Below are 22,450 nucleotides of genomic sequence, written 5' to 3' on the forward strand. Positions count from 1 at the left end.
GTACGCCTGCGGCGCATCGGGAGTCGCGTCGAGTCTGCCCCGTACCGCGTCAATAGTGGAGAAAGACATGAACGTACAGAGAACGCTCAAGTTGGCTGGCGGAACATTGATCGTTGTCGCATCCATCAACGCATGGTCACAAAGCAGCGAACCCGCCACGTCCACGGAATCAGCCACGTCGGCGGCTCCATCCAAATCGGACATTAGAAAAGCGAACCGCGCGCTTAGCAAAAAGGTACTCCAGGCGCTCTCAAAGGGTGGCGTCGACACCTCGGGCGTCAGGGTGCTGGTCAAAGGTAGCGCGATAACACTCGCCGGGAATGTCCCTGAGAGCGCCCAGATCGAGAAGGCCGGCGAGCTTGCGAAGCACGTTTCCGGCGTTACGTCGGTGAAGAACACCTTGGCGGTTCACGAAGGCGGCCAGTGACCCTGCTCGAGGTGGTTTCCGGTACGGAGTTGGAAACGCCGGTCTGGCGAAGCTCCGGCCAGACCTGTCGCGCTACTGCTGGCCGGGACGCGGACGGGTCCGTGAAACGAGCAGTGTCGGGCAACGATATTGCAGTCGGTGCGTTCTACCGCCGCCTGCGCGTGCGCATGGATAAGACGCGCACCCATACCACGGTCCCCACGCTCCGCTTGTAAGCACGATCATCCCCGTTAGTCTGAGCCGCATCGACGCTGCGGAGCAGCGCACATGATCACCCTGCGAAGTTTTCTGGTGCCCTTCACCTTCGCCTTGCTGACTTCATGCGCGAGCTTGCCGCCGCAGACCGACCGCATCCAGACGCACGCCATCACCGACACGCAGGACACGCGCCTCGGCATTGCCTTCACGCCACAAGAGAAGCAGCACCCAGACGAAAGCGCATTTCATCTTCTGCCCGACGCAGTCAATGCGCTCGTCGCGCGATTCGTGCTCGCGGAAGGCGCCGACCGCACACTCGACCTCCAATACTACATCTGGCACGACGACCTGACGGGCCGCGAACTAGCCGCCGCCGTGATGCGCGCTGCTGATCGCGGCGTGCGCGTGAGAATCCTCCTCGACGATCTCGGCACCAATGCCGACGACAAGTTGCTGCTCGCGCTCGACTCGCATCCGAACGTGCAAATCCGCCTCTTCAACCCAGTTGCGAATCGCACCTTCAAGAAGATCGGGATGGCCACCGAGTTCTTCCGCGTGAACCGGCGCATGCACAATAAGGCGATGATCGCCGACAACGAGGGCGCGATTCTTGGCGGCCGCAATATCGGCGACGAGTATTTCGGCGCATCAACCAACGTCGCGTTCGGCGATCTCGATGTGTTCGTGCATGGCCCCGTGGTGCGCGAAGTATCGACCGCGTTCGACCTCTACTGGAACTCCGAAGCTGCGTACCCGGTCGACCGGCTGATAGGTCGTAAGGCAGACGCGGGGGCGCTTGCGGATGTGCGCGCAAAGTCCGACACGTATCTCGCCTCCGAGGAAAACAACCCTTACGTTGTCAATGCGCGCGAGCGGCTCACGAAGGTGATCCATTCGGAGCAGGACACCACGTACTCGTGGGGCAAGGCTACGCTGCTCTACGACGATCCCTCAAAGATCACGCGATCGCCGGGCAACGCGCAAGGTCATCTGATGACGCAACTAAAGGCGATGGAGCTTCAGCCAAAGCAGCAGTTGCTCGTCGTCTCGCCTTACTTCGTGCCCGGCAAGGAAGGCGTCGCATGGCTATCCGGCCTCACGCAAAAGAACGTGCGCGTGACCGTACTGACGAACTCGCTCGCGGCCACTGACGTCGCTGCCGTGCACGCCGGCTATCAACGCTACCGCAAGGCACTGCTCAAAGCAGGCGTGCGCCTGTATGAACTCAAACCTGGGGCGGACAAAAAGGATGACAAGGACAAAAAACACGTCTTCGGTTCGTCCAAAGCATCGCTGCACGCGAAGACTTACGTATTCGACCGTGACAGCATTTTCATCGGCTCGATGAATCTCGATCCGCGCTCGGTCGAACTCAACACGGAGATCGGCGTGTATTGCGAAAGCCCGCCGGCGGCCGCGCAGGTGGTCGATACCGTCGAGCCGAATCTGGATTACGAAGCGTGGCGGCTCGAACTGCGCCCAAATCCGAATGGCACGCAAAGCATCGTGTGGATCGATACCGCGCGCGACGGTACCGTGAAGGTGCTCGACAGCGAGCCCGACGTGTCGGGTTTGCGCAAGGCGGGCATCTGGTTTCTGAGCATTCTGCCGATCGAATCGCAGCTTTAGTGACGCCATGTCCACCAGCCGGCATCATCCGGCCGGATTCACGGACCCGATGAGCATTGACGCCGCGGGATTCCAGTGGCCCAACGACTGCAGAGCAACTCATCGCGGCCCGTAAGCGGACGCCCGGGTCGAGTGGCGCACCCATGGAGCCCACCACTCGAATTGCCTGGTTCTGGTTCGGGCTGGTGTCCCGTCAGGATTTGATGAACTCGAGAAGGTCGGGGTTCAGGACGTCCGCGTGGGTGGTCAGCATGCCGTGCGGGAAGCCAGGGTATGTCTTCAGCGAACCGTTCGCGAGCAGGTCGACCGCGCGGGGCACCGCACTGGCGAACGGGACGATCTGATCGTCTTCGCCATGCATGACCAGTACCGGCACAGTGATCTTCTTCAGATCGTCGGTGTAGTCCTCCAGCCAGGACGATACGGTCTCGTAGTGGGCCTGGGCGCTGCCCGCCATGCCTTGACGCCACCAGTTCGCGATCACCGCCTCAGACGGCTTGGCGCCCTCACGGTTGAATCCATAGAACGGCCCCTCCGGGACTGCCCGGTAAAACTCCGACCGGTTGCCAAGCATGCCTGACTTAACCGCGTCGAACCACTCCCGCGGCTGACCTCCAGGGTTCGCGTCGGTTTTCACCATGTTCGGCGTCAACGAGGCCACCAGCACTGCCTTGGCGACCCGCTCCTGGTGACGAGCGACGTAGCGGGCCACCTCGCCGCCGCCGGTGGAGTGCCCGATGTGGATCGCGTCACGGACGTCGAGGTGTTCGGTCAGTGCAGCGAGGTCGGCGACCCAGTGATCCATGTCGTTGCCGGTGCCCACTTGCTCGGACCGACCGTGCCCGCGCCGGTCATGGGCGATCACCCGGTAGCCGTGGTGAAGGAAAAACATCATCTGGGCGTCCCAGTCGTCGGCCGACAGGGGCCAGCCATGGCTGAAGACGATCGGCTGACCGGACCCCCAGTCCTTGTAGAAGATCTTTACGCCGTCCGGAGTGGTGATCGTAGGCATTGCTGGTACCTCCTATAAGAGATTGATTGAAGTGCTGGTTCTCCGCGAGACATCGAGAATGCTGCCGACGGCTTCTTTCGAAGTGTTATTTCATACGCATCTGAAAACACGCGAGCGGAGCGCACTCCGACAACGCTGCGATGGATCTCCAAATGTCCCTCGGCGCGACGCCCTTGCTGCTGGCGCCTGAACGCGTCGAGTACAAGAATCGGCCTGTGATTGAGCACTCGGAATGCAGTGACCACGCCAGTGAGAACTCCACGTGGGCGCTTGGCTCGTCGATACGGCAGCCGTTGCAATATAGGTATCGCCTGCCTCGATGACAAAGACTTTCTATGATTTGACCTATGCCTCAAAGGCATACAGGCGAGCCAATGGAGCTTCGACATCTGCGATGTTTCATCGCGGTTGCGGAGGAAGGGACTCTGTTGACAGCCGTCCAACGGCGGCTACACACGGCGTGACGCTTACTACTGTCGGAAAAATTCCTTGATCACGCGCGTCTGGCGCTGCTTCAAGTCGAAGCTGGTATCGACGGCGCACGGCGTGCGGAACAGCCTGGAAAACCCATCTTGGCCATGAGCTTCCTCGCGGGGCAGGAAGTCATATGGTTGCCGCATGCGCTGCGCATCCTCCGCGAGGAGGCACCGGATGCGGAGATTACACTGTGCAGCCAGTCTTCTCCTGAACTCATTCAAAGTCCTGGCGAAGGAGCCACTGATCGCCATACTGCCGGCAGATCATCCGCTGACGTCACACAGAAAAATGCGACCGCAGGATCTCGCCAGCCAGATTTACGTCAGTTCGTCCAAGACTTCTCCCGATCCGGAGGAACATTTCGAATTCCCGTCAATTGCTGCTCACAGTCATCGCTGAACGCAAGTTAGCGCGCAGCCTTTTGCGCGCCGTACGCCATCGGTGATATAAGCAATGCGGCCGACGCCGTCCCCTTTTCATCGCGCGGCATGGCCATCGTTTCGCCAACACCAACCCGAACCCCAACCCACCGCTTCAGCAATGAATTTCGATCTCTCCGACTTGCGCGCTTTCGTTGCATCGGCCGATCTCGGCAGCTTCCGCGCGGCAGCCGATTCGCTGAACATTTCGCCGTCCGCGTTATCGCGCCGCGTGGAAAAACTCGAAGGCGCGCTCGGCGTGCGTCTGTTTGAGCGCACCACGCGGAAGATGGAATTGACGGTCGCCGGCCGATCGTTTGTCGAAAAAGCCCGCAATGTACTCGCCGAACTCGAAAGCTCGCTATTCGGCATGGAAGATCTCGCGCGGCGCCTGACCGGTCTCGTCACGATTGCATGCGTGCCGTCGGCGGTCAGCTTCTTCGTGCCGACCGCCATCGAGCAATATCACCGCAGTTATCCGGGTATTCGCGTGCGTCTGATCGACGAAACGTCGTCGGTCGTGTTTCTCGCGGTCGCGCGCGGAGAAGCCGATTTCGGGCTGACCTATATCGGCACGCAGGAACCCGATATCGAATTCACGCCGATCCGCAAGGATCCGTTCGTGCTGGCCTGTCTGCGCAATCATCCGCTCGCGAGCCAGGCGTCGGTCACGTGGTCGGAGATTGCGCAATACGACGACTACATCGTGCTTGCGCAAGGCAGCGGCAACCGCACGCTGATCGATAACGCGCTCGCCAATACCGTGCGCCCGCCGCAGTGGTTCTGCGAAGTGCAGCACGTGCCCGCACTCGTCAGCCTGATTCAGGCGGGTGTCGGCATTGGCGTGGTGCCCCAGCTCGCGTTGCCGCGCGACCGGCATCGCTCTCTAGTCAGCATTCCGCTGACTCATCCAAAAGTCGCGCGCACGCTGGGCGTGATACGGCGCAAGGATCGACCGCTTTCGGTGGCCGCTCAGCATTTCCTCGATCTTTTGATCAGTTCCGCTGCTTCGTCGGCGTAGTAACGGAAGCGAATTTATCTACACATGAATGCTTGAAACATTCGTTGGCGCAACCTAGTCTTCGTTGTGGAATGCGGATCGACCGCGGAATCTTCGGTCCGCCGAGGAGGTCGCATGCGCCGGTCGTTTCTTGCAGGGCTGCTTCTTTCAGTGGCTGCGACGAGTTATGGCGGCGGCAACCAGGCGCCGCACAACGATTCCCGCGAGCGCAATGACGATCCGGTTCTGGCGCTGTATGACAGTAACGGGACACGGGTCGGACCGATCGTGTCATACGGCTATCAGGACGGCGTCGTATTGACGATCGACCACACACCGGTATTCGTTCCCGTCGTTCGCGCCCAGGTCACGGGACCGCCGAACGATATCACCCAGCAGAACATCGAATATTCCGCTTCGCAGCTGGTATGGATGGGCGCGCCCGGTGTCTACTTCGACGCATCGAATTGCGCCGGTACAAGCTACCTGGGTGTGTCGGACGGCTTCTATAACATCTACGCGCCCGTGAGGCCGTCGATTCCCGTGCGAGCGGGCGCAAACGTCACGCTGTACATCGCCGCGGATAGCGCATCGGCGAGCACCCCTGTCAGTTCTTTCTTCGCGACCGTATTGAATAGTTGCCAGTCTTTTCAGCCGGATTCGATCGAGCTATGGAAGTCCGGGAGCACGTTCGATCTCACCGGCCACTACCCCGAGCCGCTCAGCGCTCATTACTGAAGGTACTGAAGGGCGACACATCATGAGCGCCGTGAAGCACATCATTGCATCGACCTGCTGGCTTCTCGCGGCAGCAGGCGCTTACGGACAAAACCAACGCGGCGTGGACATGCACGAGCATCATCAGGCCGAGCACGTCGCAGCGGTATTCGACGCAAACGGCGCCTATGTCGGCACGATCGATGCTCTCGATGCGGTGTTCGGCGTCAACATGACGATCAATGGCGCGGTGGTCTTCGTGAAAATCCAGCGCTTGTCGAACGACGACTTTTCGAATGCTTCCGCTTCGCAATTCCGCTGGATGGCCACCGACTGCACGACGGAGTCGAATTGCACCGGCGTTGTGCCCGTCAGTTGCGGCGGCGCGTTGTGTCCGGCGCGGCCATCGATGGCGATCAGACGCGGCACCGCAGTCACGCTCTATATTGCAAGCCCGTCGAACTCCACGGTCGGGAACCCCTTCAATCCGCAGTGGGCCCCCGAGGCAACCTACGATCTGACCTTGCATCATCCGGAACCGCTGACGGTCAGGTACTGAGCGACGGGAACAACCATTCGGAGGAACTTATGCGTCGGCTGATTGTGGCGTTGCTTCTGACCTGCGCGGCGGCAGCATCGTATAGCGACGATGCGCATCACGGCCGCGATCGATCTGATGACAACGGGACCCGGCATCTTCAGCTTTTCGACGCGCAAGGTCACCGGGTCGGGCGACTGACGTCGCTCGGCGGCAGCGACGGCGTGCTGCTCGACAGTGATGGCGTGCCGATTTTCGCGGCGATCGAACGAAGAAGCGACAGCAACGGAACGTCCGCGACCGACTTCCAGTGGTCCGCGCCGTCGGTGCTGTCATACGCGGCGGCGGGCTGCAGCGGTACGCCGCTGGTTCGCTATGACCCAGACACCTACCGTCAACAGGCCGCGCGTCCTTCCATGGCAGTCAGAAACGGCGCTGACGTGACCATTTATATCGCCGCCGACGGCCTTTCGGCCGCGATGAAAAACGTGTCCGCGTCTTCAGCGGCGCACGGTTGCGAAAACCTCGTCGCTGCACCGCGAACCACCTGTGAAGACGGTTGCGTGTGGCCACCGTCGCAGGCGTATACGTTGCCGTTCGCGTCGCAGGCATGGCCCGTTGCGGGCACTTATGAATTGACGCGGCGATTTCCGGAGCCGCTGAGAATCGGTGAGCGGTGACGATCGACAGCGAGAGCATCTCCCCTTCCATTCGTGCGCACCACGCACCAATCGAACAAAAAAATGCGCTTATCACGACAATCGATAAGCGCGATCATCTCCTGACGGTGAATGCGCCGCACATCCGCGACGCCGCCGATGAATTCAGGAGACTCCATGCGGTGGGCAAGATTCGAGGCAGACGGTAAGGCCAGCTACGGCATCATCGAAAACGACGAAATCGAGGCCGTCAGCGGCGATCCTTTCGACGGCTACGAACGGACCGGCGTCCGCACATCGCTGGCATCCGTTCGTCTGTTGTGTCCGGTCATGCCGCGCACACTCTACGCGGCCGGTCTCAACTACGCGGCGCACGTGACCGCGCTCGCCAACAGCAAGGGCGAAACACCCAAACTGCCGCCCGCCGCCGATATCGGCTATCGCGGCAGCAATGCGCTGATCGCGCACAACGATCAGATCGTGATTCCGGCGGATGCGGGCGAACGCATCCAGTACGAGGCGGAACTGGTCGTCGTGATCGGCCGCAAAGCCAAGGGCCTCACGGAAGCGGACGCGCTGTCGTGCGTGCTCGGCTACACGATCGGCAACGACATCAGCGAGCGCGACTGGCAGGCGTCGGACCGCACGCTGTGGCGCGCGAAATCCTGCGACACGTTCATGCCGATGGGTCCGTGGATCGAGACCGATGTCGACCTCGACGCGGCGGTTACGACGGTTCGTGTGAACGGCCGCGAAACCCTGTCTTTCCCGACCAACAGCATGATTTTCGGCGTCGCCGCCTATATCAGCCGTATGTCGAAATACATGACGCTGTATCCGGGCGACGTGATCTGGATGGGCACCGAAGGCACGTCGGAGAACCTGAAAGCCGGCGACGTCGTGGAGGTCGACATCTCCGGAATCGGCACGCTGAGCAATCCGCTCGTGCGCGCATCGGCCTGATCGATTCGTGCATCGGACGCGGCAATTCAAACAACAAACCGACATTCAACTGGATCACTTCATGACTGGCACTCAACCACGCGCCGGCGTCGTCAGCAAGGAACGGCTGACCGGGCTGACGATCGACGCACTGCTCGCACTCGGCCTGACGCAAACCGATGCCACCGACGCCGCGACGATTCTGGTCCTCGCGGATCTATTCGGTTTGCGCACGCACGGCACGAGCCGCATCGAATCGTATGGCGAGCGTCTGAGGATCGGCGGCATCAACCCCACTCCGTCGTTCAATCCGGAGCAGGTTTCGCCCGCGCTATACCGGCTCGATGGCGACAATGGCGTTGGTCCGCTGGTCGGTTTTCGCGCGTTGCAGGTGGCGATGAAAGCCGCCCGCAGCAATGGCATCAGTTGTGTTTTCGTGCGCGGCAGCAATCACTTCGGTCCGGTTTCGCCGTATTCGTACATCGCCGCGCAACAGGGCTTCGCCAGCATCATCGGCAGCAATGCGACCACGACGATCGCGCCGTGGGGCGGCACCGACGCGCGGCTCGGCAATAGTCCGGTCGGCTTCGGCGTGCCGAATCCCGCCGGCCGTCCGGTGCTGCTCGATATGGCGATCAGCGTGGTTGCGCGCGCAAAGATCCGCAATGCGTTGAAGCGCGGCGAGTCGATTCCGTCGACATGGGCCACCGATCAATACGGCAGGCCGACCACCGACCCGAAGGCCGCGCTCGACGGTTTTCTGCTGCCGATCGGCGGTCACAAGGGCTATGGTCTTGCGTTGATCGTCGATCTGCTGGCCGGCATGTTGTCCGGCGCCGCGTATCTGACGCATGTCAAATCGTGGCTCGACGATCCCGAAGAGCCACAGAATCTCGGTCATTTCTACATCCTGATCGACACGACGGTGCTCGGCAACAGCGAATGGCTGGCCGCGCGGATGACCGATTACGCGGCAATCCTGCACGGCTCGGCACCGGTCGATCCGAACGCACCCGTGATCGTCCCCGGTGAAATCGAGTTGAACCAGTACGATCGGCAACTGGCCGAAGGCATCGATATCGGCGTCGAACAACTGGCGATGCTCGAAGCCGCCGCGGTGGGCAAGTATCAGACCGCGGCGGGTTGAACGCCAGCAGCGCGTAGTAGCAAATGCGCAAATAAGCAAACGGGCACGCGCGTCCGTAGATAAACGATGTACGGAGAGCATCGCTACGGGCCGCCTATCCGGCAATCACAATAAGAGAGGAGCGACTGGTGACAAACATCCGATGGCGTATCGTCCTGCTGCTATTCATCGCAGGCTTCATCAATTATCTCGACCGTTCGGCGCTATCGGTGGCGGCACCGGCGGTGGCGAAGGATCTGCATCTGTCGCCCGCCAACCTGGGGCTGGTCTTCTCGACCTTCTTCATCGGCTACGCGCTGTTCAATTTCATCGGCGGCTGGGCCGCGGACCGATGGGGCGGCAAGAACGTCTTCTCGGGCGCGATGCTGCTCTGGTCGCTGCTGTGCGGCGCGACCGGACTCGCAACCGGCTTCGGCTCGCTGCTGACGCTGCGCACGTTCTTCGGCATGGCCGAAGGGCCGCTCGCGACGACCATCAACAAGATGGTCAACAACTGGTTCCCGCATAAGGAATCGGCAACCGCGTTCGGCTTTGCCAATTGCGGGCTGCCGTTGGGCGGCGCGGTGGCCGGTCCGGTCGTCGGCCTGATGACGGTCGCCTTCGGCTGGCGCGTCGCGTTCGCGGGTGTCACATTACTCGGCTTGATATGGCTGGTGTTCTGGCAGTTTCTGACCACCGACAAACCGTATCAGCACAGCAAGACGTCGGAAGCCGAACGGCAACTGATCGCCAGCGATCGCGCGGTTGCCGAAGACCCGGCCTCGATCAGAAGCCTCGGCTTCTATATCCGCCAGCCCGCGATTCTCGCGGCGATGATTTCGTACTTCGGCTATAGCTACATCCTGTTCTTCTTTCTGACGTGGTTTCCGAGCTTCCTGATGATGGACCGGCATCTGAGTCTGAAGAGCATGAGCCTCGCGACGGTCTTGCCGTGGGTGTTGGGCTTTATCGGCTATGCGCTGAGCGGCTGGATTTCCGATCTGTTTTTCCGGCGCACCGGCAATGCGTTGCGCGCGCGCAAACAGGTGCTGATTACCTGCCTCGGTGTCGCGGGCGTCGGCGTCGCGCTGGCGGGCATGGTCACGACCACGCAGAGCGCGCTCGCGCTGATGGCCTGCGCGGTCTTCGCGCTCTATCTGAGCGGCAGCACGTACTGGGCCGTGATTCAGGACACGATTCCGAATGCGAAGCTCGGCAGTGTCGGCGGCTGCGTGCATTCGGTTGCGAACTGCGCGGGAATAGTCGGCCCGGCGGTGACGGGTTTTCTGGTGCAGGAGAGTCATACGTTCGTCAGCGCGTTCGCGCTGGCCGGCGGTGTGGCGCTTGCAAGTGTTCTCGCGGTGGCGATTCTGCTGCGGCCTGGGTCGAGTTCGATGGTGAATGCGGCGCGGGCTCGCGTGACGAGTTGATTCGGCGTATGCATAGGCTGCAATCGATGCAAGCGGGGACGCAAGGCGTCGACGGTTTCGATCCCGATTTCGTCGCCACGCTGCCGGTCCAGCGCCTGGCTAGCGGCGGTGCGCTGTATGTCGCGGGACCGGCGCCGGTGCAACTGCTTTTCGTCCACGGTGGATTCCACGGCGCGTGGTGTTTTGGCGCGTGGATGGATGCACTCAGCCGCAGCAGTATCGGATGCGCTGCAATCGATTTTGCCGGGCATGGATTTCTGGCCGGCGAAGCGTTGCCGCTGTCGACTAGCATTGCCGACTACGCAACGAGCGTTGATGAAGCGGTGAGTTTGCTAGGGGACGGCGTGTGCGTAGTCGGCCACAGTCTCGGCGCTTTAGCCGTCGCAAGCGCGGCGGCACGAATCGATGCGAGCGCAATCGTGCTGCTCGCGCCCTCGCCTCCCTCCAACCTGCCCGGTGCAATGCAGGTGCCGTCGCGAGCGATTCATATGCCCGTTCCAGTACCCTCGCTCGATGAAGCCATCGAACGGTTTCTCGGCGGCGTGCGGCCGGTTTGGGCCGAACGGTTTCACCGGCTTCTATGTTCTGAAAGTCCGACCGCGTTGAACGACCGATATGAGTTGCGCGTGCCGGTCGATCCCGCGGCGCTTCCTTCGAAGACGCTCGTCATCGCCGCGGGTCGGGATGATGTGTTGCGGCACCCGGAAGGTCAGGATGCCGCGATCGCAGAACTATACGGCGCCGGGTATCTGATGCTCGATGACGCGCCGCATTGCATGATGCTTGGCGATGGTTCTATCGCGGTGCTGGAGAGCATCCTGGCGTGGTTGACACCCGCCGCTTAACCGCCTCCCACGCGCTAACGCAAGTCACTCACTCAAGGCCGCCCTTCGCTCGGCACCTCCGCTGCCTTGCTCAACTCCGCCATCAGGATTCGCGCAATCTCATTCGCGGTCGCGGTGCCATCGGGCGCGGACGCCGTCGTCGCCCACGTGACGATCGTCGTCTTCGTCACCGGATCGTAGCCCATGAACGTATTGAAGCCGGGTATCTCGCCGGTATGCCCGTAAAACGTGCCGAATTTGGCAAGGCCGAGGCAGTAACTCGCGGCCATCGGATCCGACGGATTAACCGACTGGCAACTCGCGAGCCGTTGCGCCTGAAGGTCGGCGTTCAGATAGCCACCCCCGACCATCCGCTGCACGTAGGCCGCCAGTTCCTTGATCGTCGAGATGCCCGAGCCGGCGGTCCAGGCCCACGACGTGTTCGCCGACGTCACGTCGGTGGGCTGCAGCGTGCCGTTCTTCGCGGCGGCCTGTTGCGCGGGCGGCAGCGCGTCGCTCGTAGCCGTCTCCACATTGGTGCCCCACTGATAGCCGTGCGGCGCGGGCGCGATCAAAGCAGTATTGTCCTGCGGCGGAAGAAACGTATCGGTCAATCCGAACGGGGTAAAGAGACGGGCCTTGATTGCATCCGCGGCGCTCATTCCGGTCAGTTGCTCGATGATCAGGCCAAGCAACACCGTATTCGTATTCGAGTAGCGGAAATCGGTGCCCGGCGGGAAATACGGCGGCTGGTTAAACGCGATGTCGAGCAGTTCGCTAGTGGTCCACACCTTGTCCGGCTGCTCATCGAGCGTCTGATTGAACGCGATACTGGTCGAGTAGTTATAGAGGCCGCTGCGCATCGCCAGCAATTCCTCGATCGTAATGTTCGCGCCGTTCGGCACGTTCGCGATGTACTTGCTGACGGGGTCGCTCAGTGCCAGCTTGCCCTCCTGCACGAGTTGAAGAATCACGGTGCCTGTCCAGGTCTTCGTCACGCTGCCGACGCGAAAATGCGCGTTGGTCGGAATCGGCGTGCTGGTGCCCCTCACCGCGGTACCGAACGATTCGAGCCAATCGCCGTGTGGCGATTGCACATAAACGACCGCGCCTGGTGTCATCGTGTCCGCGAGCAACGCGTCGATCTGCGGACGCGCCGCGGTCGCGTAGGCCGGCTCGTTCGATGTCAGCGAGTCACCGCCGCAAGCGGTGACGGTCACGGCGATGCCGGCTGCCAATGCAATCGCGTGGACGCGGCGGGAGACAACACGTGCTATCAACAGAGCAAAGCGGGAGGTGGCCATTGCGTTTTCTCCTTGTTGTCGTGAGACCAACGTCAACCGTGCCGAACAACTATAGGACGTGAATTACGCGTATGACGTGCGATTTACCCCCAGCAGATGCCGGTTGCTGGAGTTTGGCGGTTTGATAGCGGAGCGGGACTCGACCTACGTCAGCCCATCGAATAGCCACACGCTGACGAAGTCCCCCGCTTTCGTCGAACCGTGGTTGTCCGGCAGAACAATCAGCGCATTGGCCTCGGCCATACTTCGCAGGATGCCGGCACCTTGCGATCCCACCGGGCGGACCATCCATTTGCCGTCGTCGCCCAGCCAGACGAAACCGCGCTGAAATTCGGTGCGCCCGGGGCGCTTGCGAATATCCACCGTGCAACGTGCATCCAGAGAAGGCAGTGGCTGCGCGGACGCACCCGCCAGTTTCAGCAACGCCTCTCTCGCCAACGAGTAAAAGCCAACCAGCGATGCCACCGGATTGCCCGGCAACGCAAATAGCCAGGCATCGCGCCCGTTGCGGCCCGACAGCTTGCCAAACGCGAATGGCCGGCCTGGCCGCATCGCGACTTTCCAGAAGCTGACCGAGCCCATGCTGGTCATCACGTCTCTGGTGTAGTCCGCGTCCCCTGCACTGACCCCGCCGCTCGTGATGATCACGTTGACGTCTTCCAGCGCTCTGGCCATCGCATCCTGCAGCGAGGCGCGATTGTCCGCGACGAGGCCGAAGTCGAGCGGCTCCATGCCGAGCCGTTGCAGCGCGGCGATCAGCGCAAAGCGATTGCTGTCATAGACGCAGTTGGGCGGCAGCGGTTGGCCTGGCGACACGATCTCGTCGCCGGTAGAAAACACCGCTACGCGCAGTCGCCTGCGTACGCTCGCCGTGGTCAGACCCAGGGATGCGATCAGGCCGATATCGGCTGGCCGTAACACGCGTCCCCTGGTCAACGCCGCTTTGCCGCTGGCGAGATCTTCACCACGAAACCGTCTGTTTTCTCCGGCGGCGATCACGCTGGCCGGAATTTCGACGTTGTCGCCGTCGTCAACACGACATAGCTCGAACGGCACGACGGTATCGAGCCCCGCCGGCATGCGTGCGCCCGTCATGATGCGCACGCATTGCCCGGTCTCCACGCCTTCGACGGGCGCGGCGCCCGCATGCATCGTCGCAACGATGCGCAGCGTCAGAGCCTGCGTTGCATCGAGCGCGCGTCCGTCGAACGCGAAGCCATCCATCGCGGAGTTATCGTGCGGCGGCACATCGAGCGGGGAGATGACGTCATCGGCAAGGATGCGGCCTACTGCTAGTGCGATCGGCACGGTCTCGACATCGGTCGTCGGATGGATCGCGGCATCGATCGCGGCTCGGGCCGCCTCCACCGAGATGTTGTTCTCGCCAGCGGCGAGCGGATTGGGTCCGGGCTCAGAGGCGGACGGCCGATGACGTGCATCGCTCATGGAGAGTTCCGGGCAGGTTCGCGGGTAGCGCACAGACGCGCCAGCGTTTCATCGAGCGGAAGCGCGAAACGCAGCACCAGATCGGCCGCTCCGATGACGTTGTCGATATGCGCATGCGGCAACGCGGTGTCGTGCTCCGCATCGCTGATCACGGCGACGATATCGGGATCGCCGGGATGGAGCCAGGGCTTGGCGTTATCGCTTCGATGAATCTCGATCTTCGCATGACGTTCAGTCTTGAAGCCTTCGACCAGCACCACGTCGACCGGAGCGAGACGCTGCAACAGATCGCGCAGCGAAGGCGCTTCGTCATCGCGCTGTTCATGCGTGATCGCCCAGCGTCGCCCCGACGCCACCAGCACCTCGGTGGCACCGGCCTCGCGATGAACATACGAGTCCTTGCCGGGCTGGTCGAAGTCGAACGAATGATGCGCATGCTTGAGCGTCGACACGCTCAGCCCTCGCCGTTTCAGCTCGGGGATCAGCTTCGCGATCAACGTGGTTTTACCCGCGCCGCTCCATCCCGCCAGTCCGATCACACGCATCACTCGACCACACTCGCAATATCGACCCGTTCCGCGTGCACCGCGCAGAACTTGAATTCCGGAATCTTGCCCACCGGATCGAGCGCCGGGTTCGTCAGCAGATTCGCGGCTGCCTCCGCATAGCAAAACGGCATGAAAACCATGTTCTCCGGTACGTCGGGATCCGAGCGCGTTTTGATTTCCACCACGCCACGGCGTGTTTTGAGCCGCACCAGGTCGCCGGGATGCAGATCCATGCGACGCATGTCCTTCGGCGACATGAACGCGACGGCTTCCGGCTCGACGGCATCGAGCACACTCGAGCGGCGCGTCATCGCACCGGTGTGCCAGTGTTCGAGCACGCGGCCGGTCGACAGCACCATCGGATACGCGGCGTCCGGTACTTCGTCGGGCGGCAGCACGTGAGCGGGAACGATCCGGCCTCGACCGTTCGCGGTCGGAAACCGCCCCGCAAAGATGATGTCGTGGCCGGGTACGTCGGGACCATCGACAGGGTACGTCACCGCGCCTTCGCGTTCGAGGCGCTCCCATGTGATGTTGCGCAGCGACGGCATTACCTGCGCCATCTCGGCGAACACGTCGGCCGGACCCTCGTAGTGCCAGTCGAGTCCCATGCGCTTGCCGATCTGCTGGATGATCCACAGATCCTGACGCGCGTCGCCCGGCGGATCGATCACCTGGCGGGCGAGCTGCACGCGCCGGTCCGTATTCGTGAACGTACCGCTTTTCTCGGCGAAAGCCGACGCCGGCAGAATCACGTCGGCATGAAACGCGGTCTCGGTCACGAACAGATCCTGCACGACCAGGAACTGCAGCTTCGCCAGCGCCTGACGCGCGTGCTGCAGGTCGGGGTCCGACATCGCCGGATTCTCGCCCTCGATATACATGCCGTTGATGGTGCCCGCGTGAATCGCATTCATGATCTCGACGACGGTCAGTCCGGGCTTCGGGTCGAGTTGCTGTCGCCACAGCTGTTCGAACGGTGCGCGCTGATCGGCGCGCGCGACCGACTGATAGTCCGGGAAGAACATCGGAATCAGCCCGGCATCCGACGCGCCCTGCACATTATTCTGCCCACGCAGCGGATGCAGCCCCGTGCCGGGCCGGCCGACCTGACCGGTGACGAGCGCGAGCGCAATCAGGCAGCGGGCATTGTCGGTGCCGTGCACGTGCTGGCTGATGCCCATGCCCCAGAAGATGATCGACGCTTTGGACGTCGCATAAAGACGCGCGACCTCGCGAATCGACTCTGCTGAAACGCCGCAGATCGGCTCCATTTTTTCGGGTGCGAAAGCCTGAATCCGCTCTTTCAGTTCGTCATAGCCTTCCGTGTGTTCGGCGATGTACTGGTCGTCGGTCAAGCCTTCGGTGATGATCGTGTACAGCATTGCGTTGAGCAGCGCGACGTCGCTGCCCGGTTTGAACGCGAGATGCCGGTACGCGTGACGCGAAAGACTTTGGCGCCGCGGGTCGATCACGATCAGCTTCGCATTGCGCCGCGCCGCGTTCTTGATATAGGTCGCGGCAACAGGATGATTGACGGTCGGGTTCGCGCCGATCACGAGGATGACTTCCGCGTCCAGCGCCGCTTCGAACGGCGCGGAGACGGCGCCGGAATTCAGCCCTTCCGTCAACGCCGCCACCGACGATGCGTGACACAGCCGCGTGCAATGGTCGACATTGTTCGAACCAAAACCGGTGCGCACGAGCTTCTGGAACAGATACGCCTCTTCGTTGGAGCCTTTTGCCGAACCGAAGCCGGCGAGCGCCTTCAGGCCCTGGGTGTCGCGGATCGCCGCGAGACCACGCGCGGCGACATCGAGCGCTTCGTCCCAGCTCGCTTCGCGAAAGTGCGTGTACGGATTGGCCGGGTCGACCTGATCGGCCCAGTCCTTTTTCGCGTTCGGCAGGCGGATCAGCGGCGTGGTCAGGCGGTGCGGGTGGTGAATGTAGTCGAAGCCGAAGCGGCCTTTCACACACAGGCGATTGTGGTTGGCCGGGCCGTTGGTGCCTTCGGTATAGAGAATCGTGTTGTCCTTCACCTTGTACGTGACCTGGCAGCCGACCCCGCAGAACGGGCATAGCGAGTCCACCTCGCTGTCCGCGTAGTGGACGCGGGTCTGCGTGTCGTCGAGCAGCGCGGATGGCATCAGCGCGCCCGTCGGGCACGCCTGCACGCACTCGCCGCATGCGACGCAGGTCGACTCGCCCATCGGGTCGTCGAAGTCGAACACGATCTTCGCGTGATGCCCGCGATACGCCATGCCGATCACGTCATTCATCTGCACCTCGCGGCAACCGCGCACGCAGAGTCCGCACTGGATGCACGCGTCCAGGTTCACGCGCATCGCCGGGTGACTCGCATCGCCCGGCCAGCGTTCGGCCGCGGGAAAGCGGCTCGCGGTGACGCCCATCCGTTCCGCCCAGTTCCAGAACTTCGATTGCGGATCGTGCGATGTCGCGCGCGCGGGTTGATCCGCGACGAGCAGTTCCATCACCATCTTGCGAGCGGAGATCGCGCGCGCGGTGGCCGAATGCACCTTCATGCCGACCGCCGGCGTGCGTTTGCACGAAGCGGCCAGCACCCGTTCGCCTTCGATTTCAACCATGCAGGCGCGGCAGTTGCCATCGGCCCGGTAATCCGGCTCTGGCGAATAGCACAGATGCGGAATCTCGGTGCCGACGCGTTTGGCGACCTGCCAGATCGTCTCGCCGGGTGCGGCTTCGACGGTCTGCCCGTCGAGTTCGAACTGGATCGTGCTCATGGCTTGGGCTCCCGCGCCGGAAACAGCTCGGTGAAGTACTTGAGCACGGACGTCAGCGGATTGGATGCCGCCTGACCGAGCCCGCAGATCGACGCGTCGCGCATCGCCTGGCTCAACTCGTTCAACAGGTCCTGGTCCCACTCGTCCCGGCTCATCAGCACGGCGGCTTTCTCCGTGCCGACGCGGCACGGCGTGCATTGACCGCAGCTTTCGTCTTCGAAAAAGCGCATCAGATTCAGCGCGGCGGCCTTGATGTCGTCCTGGTCGGACAGCACGACGACGGCCGCCGAGCCGATGAAGCAGCCGTATTTTTCGAGCGTGCCGAAATCGAGTGGGATGTCGTCCATCGCGGCGGGCAGAATGCCGCCCGATGCGCCACCCGGCAGGTACGCACGCAACACGTGGCCATCGGCCATGCCGCCGCAGAATTCGTCGATCAGCTCGCGAATCGTCACGCCGGCAGGCGCGAGTTTGACACCGGGGTTTTTGACGCGCCCCGACACCGAATAACTGCGTAGCCCCTCGCGACCATTGCGGCCATAAGTCTTCCACCAGTCCGCGCCCCTTTCGACGATGTCGCGGACCCAGAACAGCGTTTCCACGTTGTTGATCAGCGTCGGTCGTCCGAACAGGCCGATCTGGAACGGGTATGGCGGCTTGTGGCGCGGATAGCCGCGCTTGCCTTCGATGCTTTCGAGCAGTGACGATTCTTCGCCGCAGATATACGCGCCGGCACCGCGTCGCAGATGCAGTACCGGGCCGCCAGGCGGCAGCTTGGCGATCTCGCGCAGCAGGATTTCGCGCGTTGCCGGATATTCGTCGCGGATGTACAGATACACCTCGGGCGCTTCGATCACGTGCGCCGCAATCAGCGTGCCTTCGAGAAAGCGATGCGGATCGCGCTCCAGGTAGTAGCGATCCTTGAACGTCCCGGGCTCGCCTTCGTCGCCGTTGACAGCCATCAAGCGCGCACCGGGCACGCCGAGCACGGAGCGCCATTTGCGCGCGGTCGGAAAACCCGCGCCGCCGAGCCCGCGCAGACTGGCGTTGTCCAGCGCTTTCAGCAGGTCTTCGCTCGACAGCGCGCCCGAGCGCAGCCGCGACAGCAGCTGATAACCGCCGTCCGCGACGTACTCTTCGTACTCGATGTAGGACGGCAGATGCACATGCGTATCGCCACGTTGCACCGTTTCGAGCACGGACGCAGTAGTCGCATGGTCGACGAAGTTGTGGCCGACTTCAGCGACCGGCGCCGTATCGCAGCGACCCACGCAAGGCGCGCGCACCACCCGCACTTGCGGCCCAGCCGATGCCTGCAAATCGTCGAGCAGTTGTTGCGCGCCGCACATCGCGCACGTCAGGGAATCGCACACGCGGATCGTCAGAGGCGGGATCGCCGGATCGCCCTCCTTCACCACGTCGAAGTGCGCATAGAACGTCGCGGTTTCGAAGACTTCCGCGAACGACAGACTCATCTCGTCCGCCAATGCAGCGAGGTGGGCAGCGGAGATCTGCAGGTACTGATCCTGAATCAGATGAAGATACTCGATCAGCAGATCGCGCCGCCGCGGGCGCCCGGCAAGAAGCGTGTCGATTTCGTGAGCCGCCTGCGGATCGATCGTGCGGCCCTTCGGGGTGGACTTGGCCTTGCGCCGGCCCGAGCCCGGATGATCGAAGAGCCGGATCGTGTGCTCATGCTGCTCCATGCTTCGCGTCTCCGATGCTGCCTAAGCACTTCGAAAGCACGGCGCCGACCTGTGAGGACTGACTCGTTGGGCGGCAAGCGCCTATGCGGCCTGTTTCGATGATGTCCTTTCAACTATATCGACCTCCGATCAGGCCGTAAATATGAAGCTCGAATACCACGGGAACAGGCTTCAGGGTCCAGCCTGACTAGCTGCGCGCGCATGTATTCGAGCCAATTTACCCCCGCATTAAATCTCCGTAAAAACCCCTAGACATGCGGTTAGTGTATCGATTTAGTATATCGATACACCAAGCTGTTCTATCCACACAACATAAATCCAGGAGACACGTCATGCCCTCGATTTCCCGGCGCAAGTTCTTACAGATCACCTCCGCCGCGTCGGTCGCCGCCGCGGCCGGTTCGTTACCGAGCCTCGCGCGCGCCGCGGCGCCGATCGCGCTGCGTTTTTCATCGTCGATGGTCGCGGACCAGAACGCGTCGCACTATGTCTGGTATCAGAACTTCGCGGCCAGTCTGAAAGCGAACGTCGGCGACGCGATCCGCGTCGACTACTTTCCGAACAACCAGCTCGGCAATGAAAGCGACGTCGCGCAGCAGGTCAAGATCGGTTCGATCGACATGATGGTGACGGGCGCGTCGATCTGGGCCACGCTCGCGCCGGAAATCGGCATGCTCGACATGGGCTATCTGTTCGACAGCTTCGCGCATGCGAACAAGGTGCTCGACGGTCATGTCGGCGCCGCGCTGACGAAGATCCTGCAGGACCGCTCGGGCTGCCAGATCCTCACGTGGACGTCGCAATTCGGCGCGCGCAATGTGTTCACCAAGAAGCCGGTTCAGTCGCTCGCGCAATTCAAGGGCACCAAGCTTCGCGTGCTGCCGACGCCCGCCTTTATCGAAACGTTCAAAGCAATGGGCGCGGTGCCCACGCCGATTCCGTTCGGCGAGCTGTATATGGCCGCGCAAACCGGCGTGGTCGACGGACTGGAGCACGACCCGGCGACCGTGCTGTCGGGCAAATTCTATGAAGTCGTCAAATCGTGCTGGCAAACCCAGCACAACTTCAGCCCGCTCGTTGTCGTGATCGGCAAGCGCTCGATGAGCAAGATTCCCGACGAACTGCGCCCCGGCTTTATGAAGGCAGTGCAGGACGCGAGCCTGAAGCAGCGCCCGATCGCGGACGAAAAAGTCGCGCTGGCGGAGAAGGCACTGAAGGAGCGCGGCATGACGTTCTTCCCGATGGCGCCGGCCGAGCGCGACAGCGTGCGTCATCAATTGCAGAGCACGCTGTATCAGAACTTCGCGAAGCAGTATCCGGCCACCGCGCCGCTGTTTTCGGAAATCGCCGCGGCGAGGGCCTGATCGATGAACGCGCTGCCCACTACTCAAACGCCGGACGGGACCGCTCACGCCGCGCCAGCGATGGCGTTCGATCGTGGGACGCGCTGGGGGCCCGGCCTCGCGCGGCTGGTGCGATGGACCGAATATCTGTCGGCGCTGGTGCTGGCCGCCGATGTCGCGGTCGTATTCGTATCGGTCATTTACCGCTACTTTCTGCACGATCCGGTGGATTGGGCCGAGGAAGTCGCGTCCGCGCTGATGATCGTGCTGGTGTTCTTCGGCGCCGCGACGGTGCTGGCGCGCAGCCAGCACGTCGGCATCGAGCTGTTCCGCAGTCTGCTGCCGAAGCGCTGGCAAGCGGCCGCGATTCACGCCGGACACTGGATCATCGCGGGCGTGTCGGCGAGCCTGTTTTTCTCGTCATGTCTACTGCTCGCCGATTCGTATGGACAGACGACGGCGAGCGGCCTGCCGGGCTGGATCAACGTCTATCCGGTGATGATCGGCAGCCTGTTCATGACGTTGTTCGCGATCGCGAATGCGATCAGCGGTTCGTGGCGCATCGTGCTGGGCACGCTGATCGGCTGCGCGGTGGTGGCCGTCGCGCTGTTCGCGTGGGACATGGTCGTTCCCGCGCATCCGGTCGAGCCGGGTCTGCTGCTTGCCGCCGGTTTTATCGGCGGTCTCGTGATCGGCATTCCGATCTGCTTCGTGCTGACGTTTTCCGCGCTGCTGTTTTTTCTCGCGGACCCGAGCCTGCCGATGCTGGTGTACTCGCAACAGGTGATGTCGGGCGCCAATCACTTCGTGCTGCTCGCGGTGCCGTTCTTCGTGCTGGCCGGCCTGCTGATGGAATCGAATGGCATGTCGTCGCGGCTGATCGAATTGCTGCTGCGCGTATTCGGCCGCGTGCGCGGCGGCCTCGGGCTGATCTCCATCACGGCTACCGCGTTCTTCTCGGGCGTGTCCGGCTCGAAGCTCGCCGATATCGCGGCGGTCGGCGGCGTGGTGATGCCCGCTGTGCGTCAAAGTGGCGAAGACCCGAACGAAATCGCCGCACTGCTCGCGAGCAGCGCCGTGATGGCGGAAACCATTCCGCCGTGCGTGAACATGATCATCATGGGCTTCGTCGCCAACATCTCGATTGCCGGGCTGTTTCTCGCGGGCATCGTGCCGGCGCTGGTATTGGCATTGTCGCTCGGCGTGATGGCGGTGATCTTCGGCCGACGCATCGATCCGAACCGTGCGTTCAGCGTGCGCCGGCCGCTGGTGCCGCTGCTCGGCGGCGCGCTGGTCGGCTTCATCATGATCATCATGATCGGCAAGGGCGTGACATCCGGCGTCGCGACATCGACTGAAGTCTCGGCATTCGCGGTCGTTTATGCGCTGATCGCGGGCTGGCTCGCGTTTCGCGAATTGACGCCGAAGGTCGTCGCGCGGATCTTCATACGTGGCGCTTCGATGGCCGGCAGCATTCTGTTTATCGTGGCCGCCGCGTCGAGCGTGTCGTTCGCGCTGACGATCGAACAGATTCCGATGCAGCTGCAAGGTCTGATGATCTCGTTCGGCGCGCACTATGGCGCGGCCGGCTTCATGCTGTTGTCGGTGCTGATCATGATCGTGTTCGGCGCAATCCTCGAAGGCGCGCCCGCCTTGATCATCTTCGGGCCGCTGCTCACGCCGATCGCGCAGCAGCTCGGCATCAATCCGCTGCACTTCGGCACGGTCGCGGTCGTCGCGATGGGCCTCGGGCTGTTCGCGCCGCCGGTCGGACTGGGCCTGTTCGCCACCTGCGCGATCACCGGCACACGCGTCGAACAGGTCGCGCGGCCGATGCTGAAATATCTCGCGGTGCTGGCCGTCGTCCTCGTTCTGCTGGTGCTTGTCCCCAGCTTCTCTCTTTGGCTACCATCCCGCTTTGGGATGTAAGTAAGTCAACCTTA

Annotated in this window: 18 protein-coding genes; 12 read left to right on the plus strand and 6 right to left on the minus strand. The window is 62.4% G+C overall.

Going from position 1 to position 22,450, the window contains the following annotated elements; translation table 11 throughout:
* Nucleotides 1–67 precede the first annotated feature (67 nt).
* Nucleotides 68–427, plus strand: a complete 360-nt coding sequence (locus L0U82_RS38160; protein ID WP_233839011.1) for a BON domain-containing protein — start codon at nucleotides 68–70, stop codon at nucleotides 425–427.
* 267 nt (nucleotides 428–694) lie between these two features.
* A complete protein-coding gene (locus tag L0U82_RS38165; RefSeq protein WP_233839012.1) occupies nucleotides 695–2,254 on the plus strand; it encodes a phospholipase D family protein in 1,560 nt (519 codons plus the stop codon).
* Nucleotides 2,255–2,447: 193 nt separating this feature from the next.
* On the opposite strand, the gene L0U82_RS38170 is transcribed toward L0U82_RS38165, so the two are convergent.
* Nucleotides 2,448–3,266, minus strand: coding sequence for an alpha/beta fold hydrolase (locus L0U82_RS38170; protein WP_233839013.1), 819 nt, complete (start codon nucleotides 3,264–3,266; stop codon nucleotides 2,448–2,450).
* 1,017 nt (nucleotides 3,267–4,283) lie between these two features.
* On the opposite strand from L0U82_RS38170, the gene L0U82_RS38175 reads away from it, so the two are divergent.
* From L0U82_RS38175 to L0U82_RS38210, 8 genes are all read left to right on the plus strand, one after another.
* Nucleotides 4,284–5,183, plus strand: coding sequence for a LysR family transcriptional regulator (locus L0U82_RS38175; protein ID WP_233839014.1), 900 nt, complete (start codon nucleotides 4,284–4,286; stop codon nucleotides 5,181–5,183).
* A gap of 114 nt (nucleotides 5,184–5,297) precedes the next feature.
* On the plus strand, nucleotides 5,298–5,900 hold the full coding sequence (locus L0U82_RS38180) for a hypothetical protein (protein ID WP_233839015.1): 603 nt from the start codon (nucleotides 5,298–5,300) through the stop codon (nucleotides 5,898–5,900).
* A 22-nt stretch (nucleotides 5,901–5,922) separates the two neighbouring features.
* Complete coding sequence (locus L0U82_RS38185; protein WP_233839016.1) at nucleotides 5,923–6,438, plus strand: hypothetical protein; 516 nt, start codon at nucleotides 5,923–5,925, stop codon at nucleotides 6,436–6,438.
* Nucleotides 6,439–6,467: 29 nt separating this feature from the next.
* On the plus strand, nucleotides 6,468–7,097 hold the full coding sequence (locus tag L0U82_RS38190) for a hypothetical protein (protein WP_233839017.1): 630 nt from the start codon (nucleotides 6,468–6,470) through the stop codon (nucleotides 7,095–7,097).
* Nucleotides 7,098–7,253: 156 nt separating this feature from the next.
* Nucleotides 7,254–8,039 (plus strand): fumarylacetoacetate hydrolase family protein, encoded by a 786-nt coding sequence (locus L0U82_RS38195; protein ID WP_233839018.1) that lies wholly within the window; start codon nucleotides 7,254–7,256, stop codon nucleotides 8,037–8,039.
* 61 nt (nucleotides 8,040–8,100) lie between these two features.
* A complete protein-coding gene (locus L0U82_RS38200; RefSeq protein WP_233839019.1) occupies nucleotides 8,101–9,165 on the plus strand; it encodes an Ldh family oxidoreductase in 1,065 nt (354 codons plus the stop codon).
* A gap of 128 nt (nucleotides 9,166–9,293) precedes the next feature.
* Complete coding sequence (locus L0U82_RS38205) at nucleotides 9,294–10,574, plus strand: MFS transporter (RefSeq protein ID WP_233839020.1); 1,281 nt, start codon at nucleotides 9,294–9,296, stop codon at nucleotides 10,572–10,574.
* An 8-nt stretch (nucleotides 10,575–10,582) separates the two neighbouring features.
* Nucleotides 10,583–11,419: an alpha/beta fold hydrolase gene (locus L0U82_RS38210; RefSeq protein WP_233839021.1), complete on the plus strand. Its 837-nt coding sequence runs from the start codon at nucleotides 10,583–10,585 to the stop codon at nucleotides 11,417–11,419.
* A 32-nt stretch (nucleotides 11,420–11,451) separates the two neighbouring features.
* Here the strand turns inward: L0U82_RS38210 and L0U82_RS38215 are convergent, their stop codons facing one another.
* From L0U82_RS38215 to L0U82_RS38235, 5 genes are all read right to left on the minus strand, one after another.
* Nucleotides 11,452–12,702, minus strand: a complete 1,251-nt coding sequence (locus L0U82_RS38215; protein ID WP_233839022.1) for a serine hydrolase domain-containing protein — start codon at nucleotides 12,700–12,702, stop codon at nucleotides 11,452–11,454.
* Nucleotides 12,703–12,846: 144 nt separating this feature from the next.
* Complete coding sequence (moeA, locus tag L0U82_RS38220) at nucleotides 12,847–14,148, minus strand: molybdopterin molybdotransferase MoeA (RefSeq protein ID WP_233839023.1); 1,302 nt, start codon at nucleotides 14,146–14,148, stop codon at nucleotides 12,847–12,849.
* The gene (gene mobB, locus L0U82_RS38225) at nucleotides 14,145–14,696 is read right to left on the minus strand and encodes a molybdopterin-guanine dinucleotide biosynthesis protein B (protein WP_442793720.1); all 552 of its coding nucleotides are present in this window, start codon (nucleotides 14,694–14,696) and stop codon (nucleotides 14,145–14,147) included. The genes moeA and mobB overlap by 4 nt, the downstream gene beginning before the upstream one ends.
* Complete coding sequence (gene fdhF, locus L0U82_RS38230) at nucleotides 14,693–17,458, minus strand: formate dehydrogenase subunit alpha (protein ID WP_233839024.1); 2,766 nt, start codon at nucleotides 17,456–17,458, stop codon at nucleotides 14,693–14,695. The genes mobB and fdhF overlap by 4 nt, the downstream gene beginning before the upstream one ends.
* Nucleotides 17,455–19,164 (minus strand): NAD(P)H-dependent oxidoreductase subunit E, encoded by a 1,710-nt coding sequence (locus L0U82_RS38235; protein ID WP_233839025.1) that lies wholly within the window; start codon nucleotides 19,162–19,164, stop codon nucleotides 17,455–17,457. The genes fdhF and L0U82_RS38235 overlap by 4 nt, the downstream gene beginning before the upstream one ends.
* A 332-nt stretch (nucleotides 19,165–19,496) precedes the next feature.
* Here L0U82_RS38235 and L0U82_RS38240 point away from each other — a divergent pair, with 332 nt between their 5' ends.
* Together L0U82_RS38240 and L0U82_RS38245 are read left to right on the plus strand one after the other, a co-directional pair.
* Nucleotides 19,497–20,528: a TRAP transporter substrate-binding protein gene (locus L0U82_RS38240; RefSeq protein ID WP_233839026.1), complete on the plus strand. Its 1,032-nt coding sequence runs from the start codon at nucleotides 19,497–19,499 to the stop codon at nucleotides 20,526–20,528.
* 60 nt (nucleotides 20,529–20,588) lie between these two features.
* Nucleotides 20,589–22,436 (plus strand): TRAP transporter large permease, encoded by a 1,848-nt coding sequence (locus L0U82_RS38245; RefSeq protein ID WP_233839389.1) that lies wholly within the window; start codon nucleotides 20,589–20,591, stop codon nucleotides 22,434–22,436.
* Nucleotides 22,437–22,450 lie beyond the last annotated feature (14 nt).

Origin of the sequence: Paraburkholderia sp. ZP32-5 (assembly GCF_021390495.1) — a bacterium.
GTDB lineage: Bacteria > Pseudomonadota > Gammaproteobacteria > Burkholderiales > Burkholderiaceae > Paraburkholderia.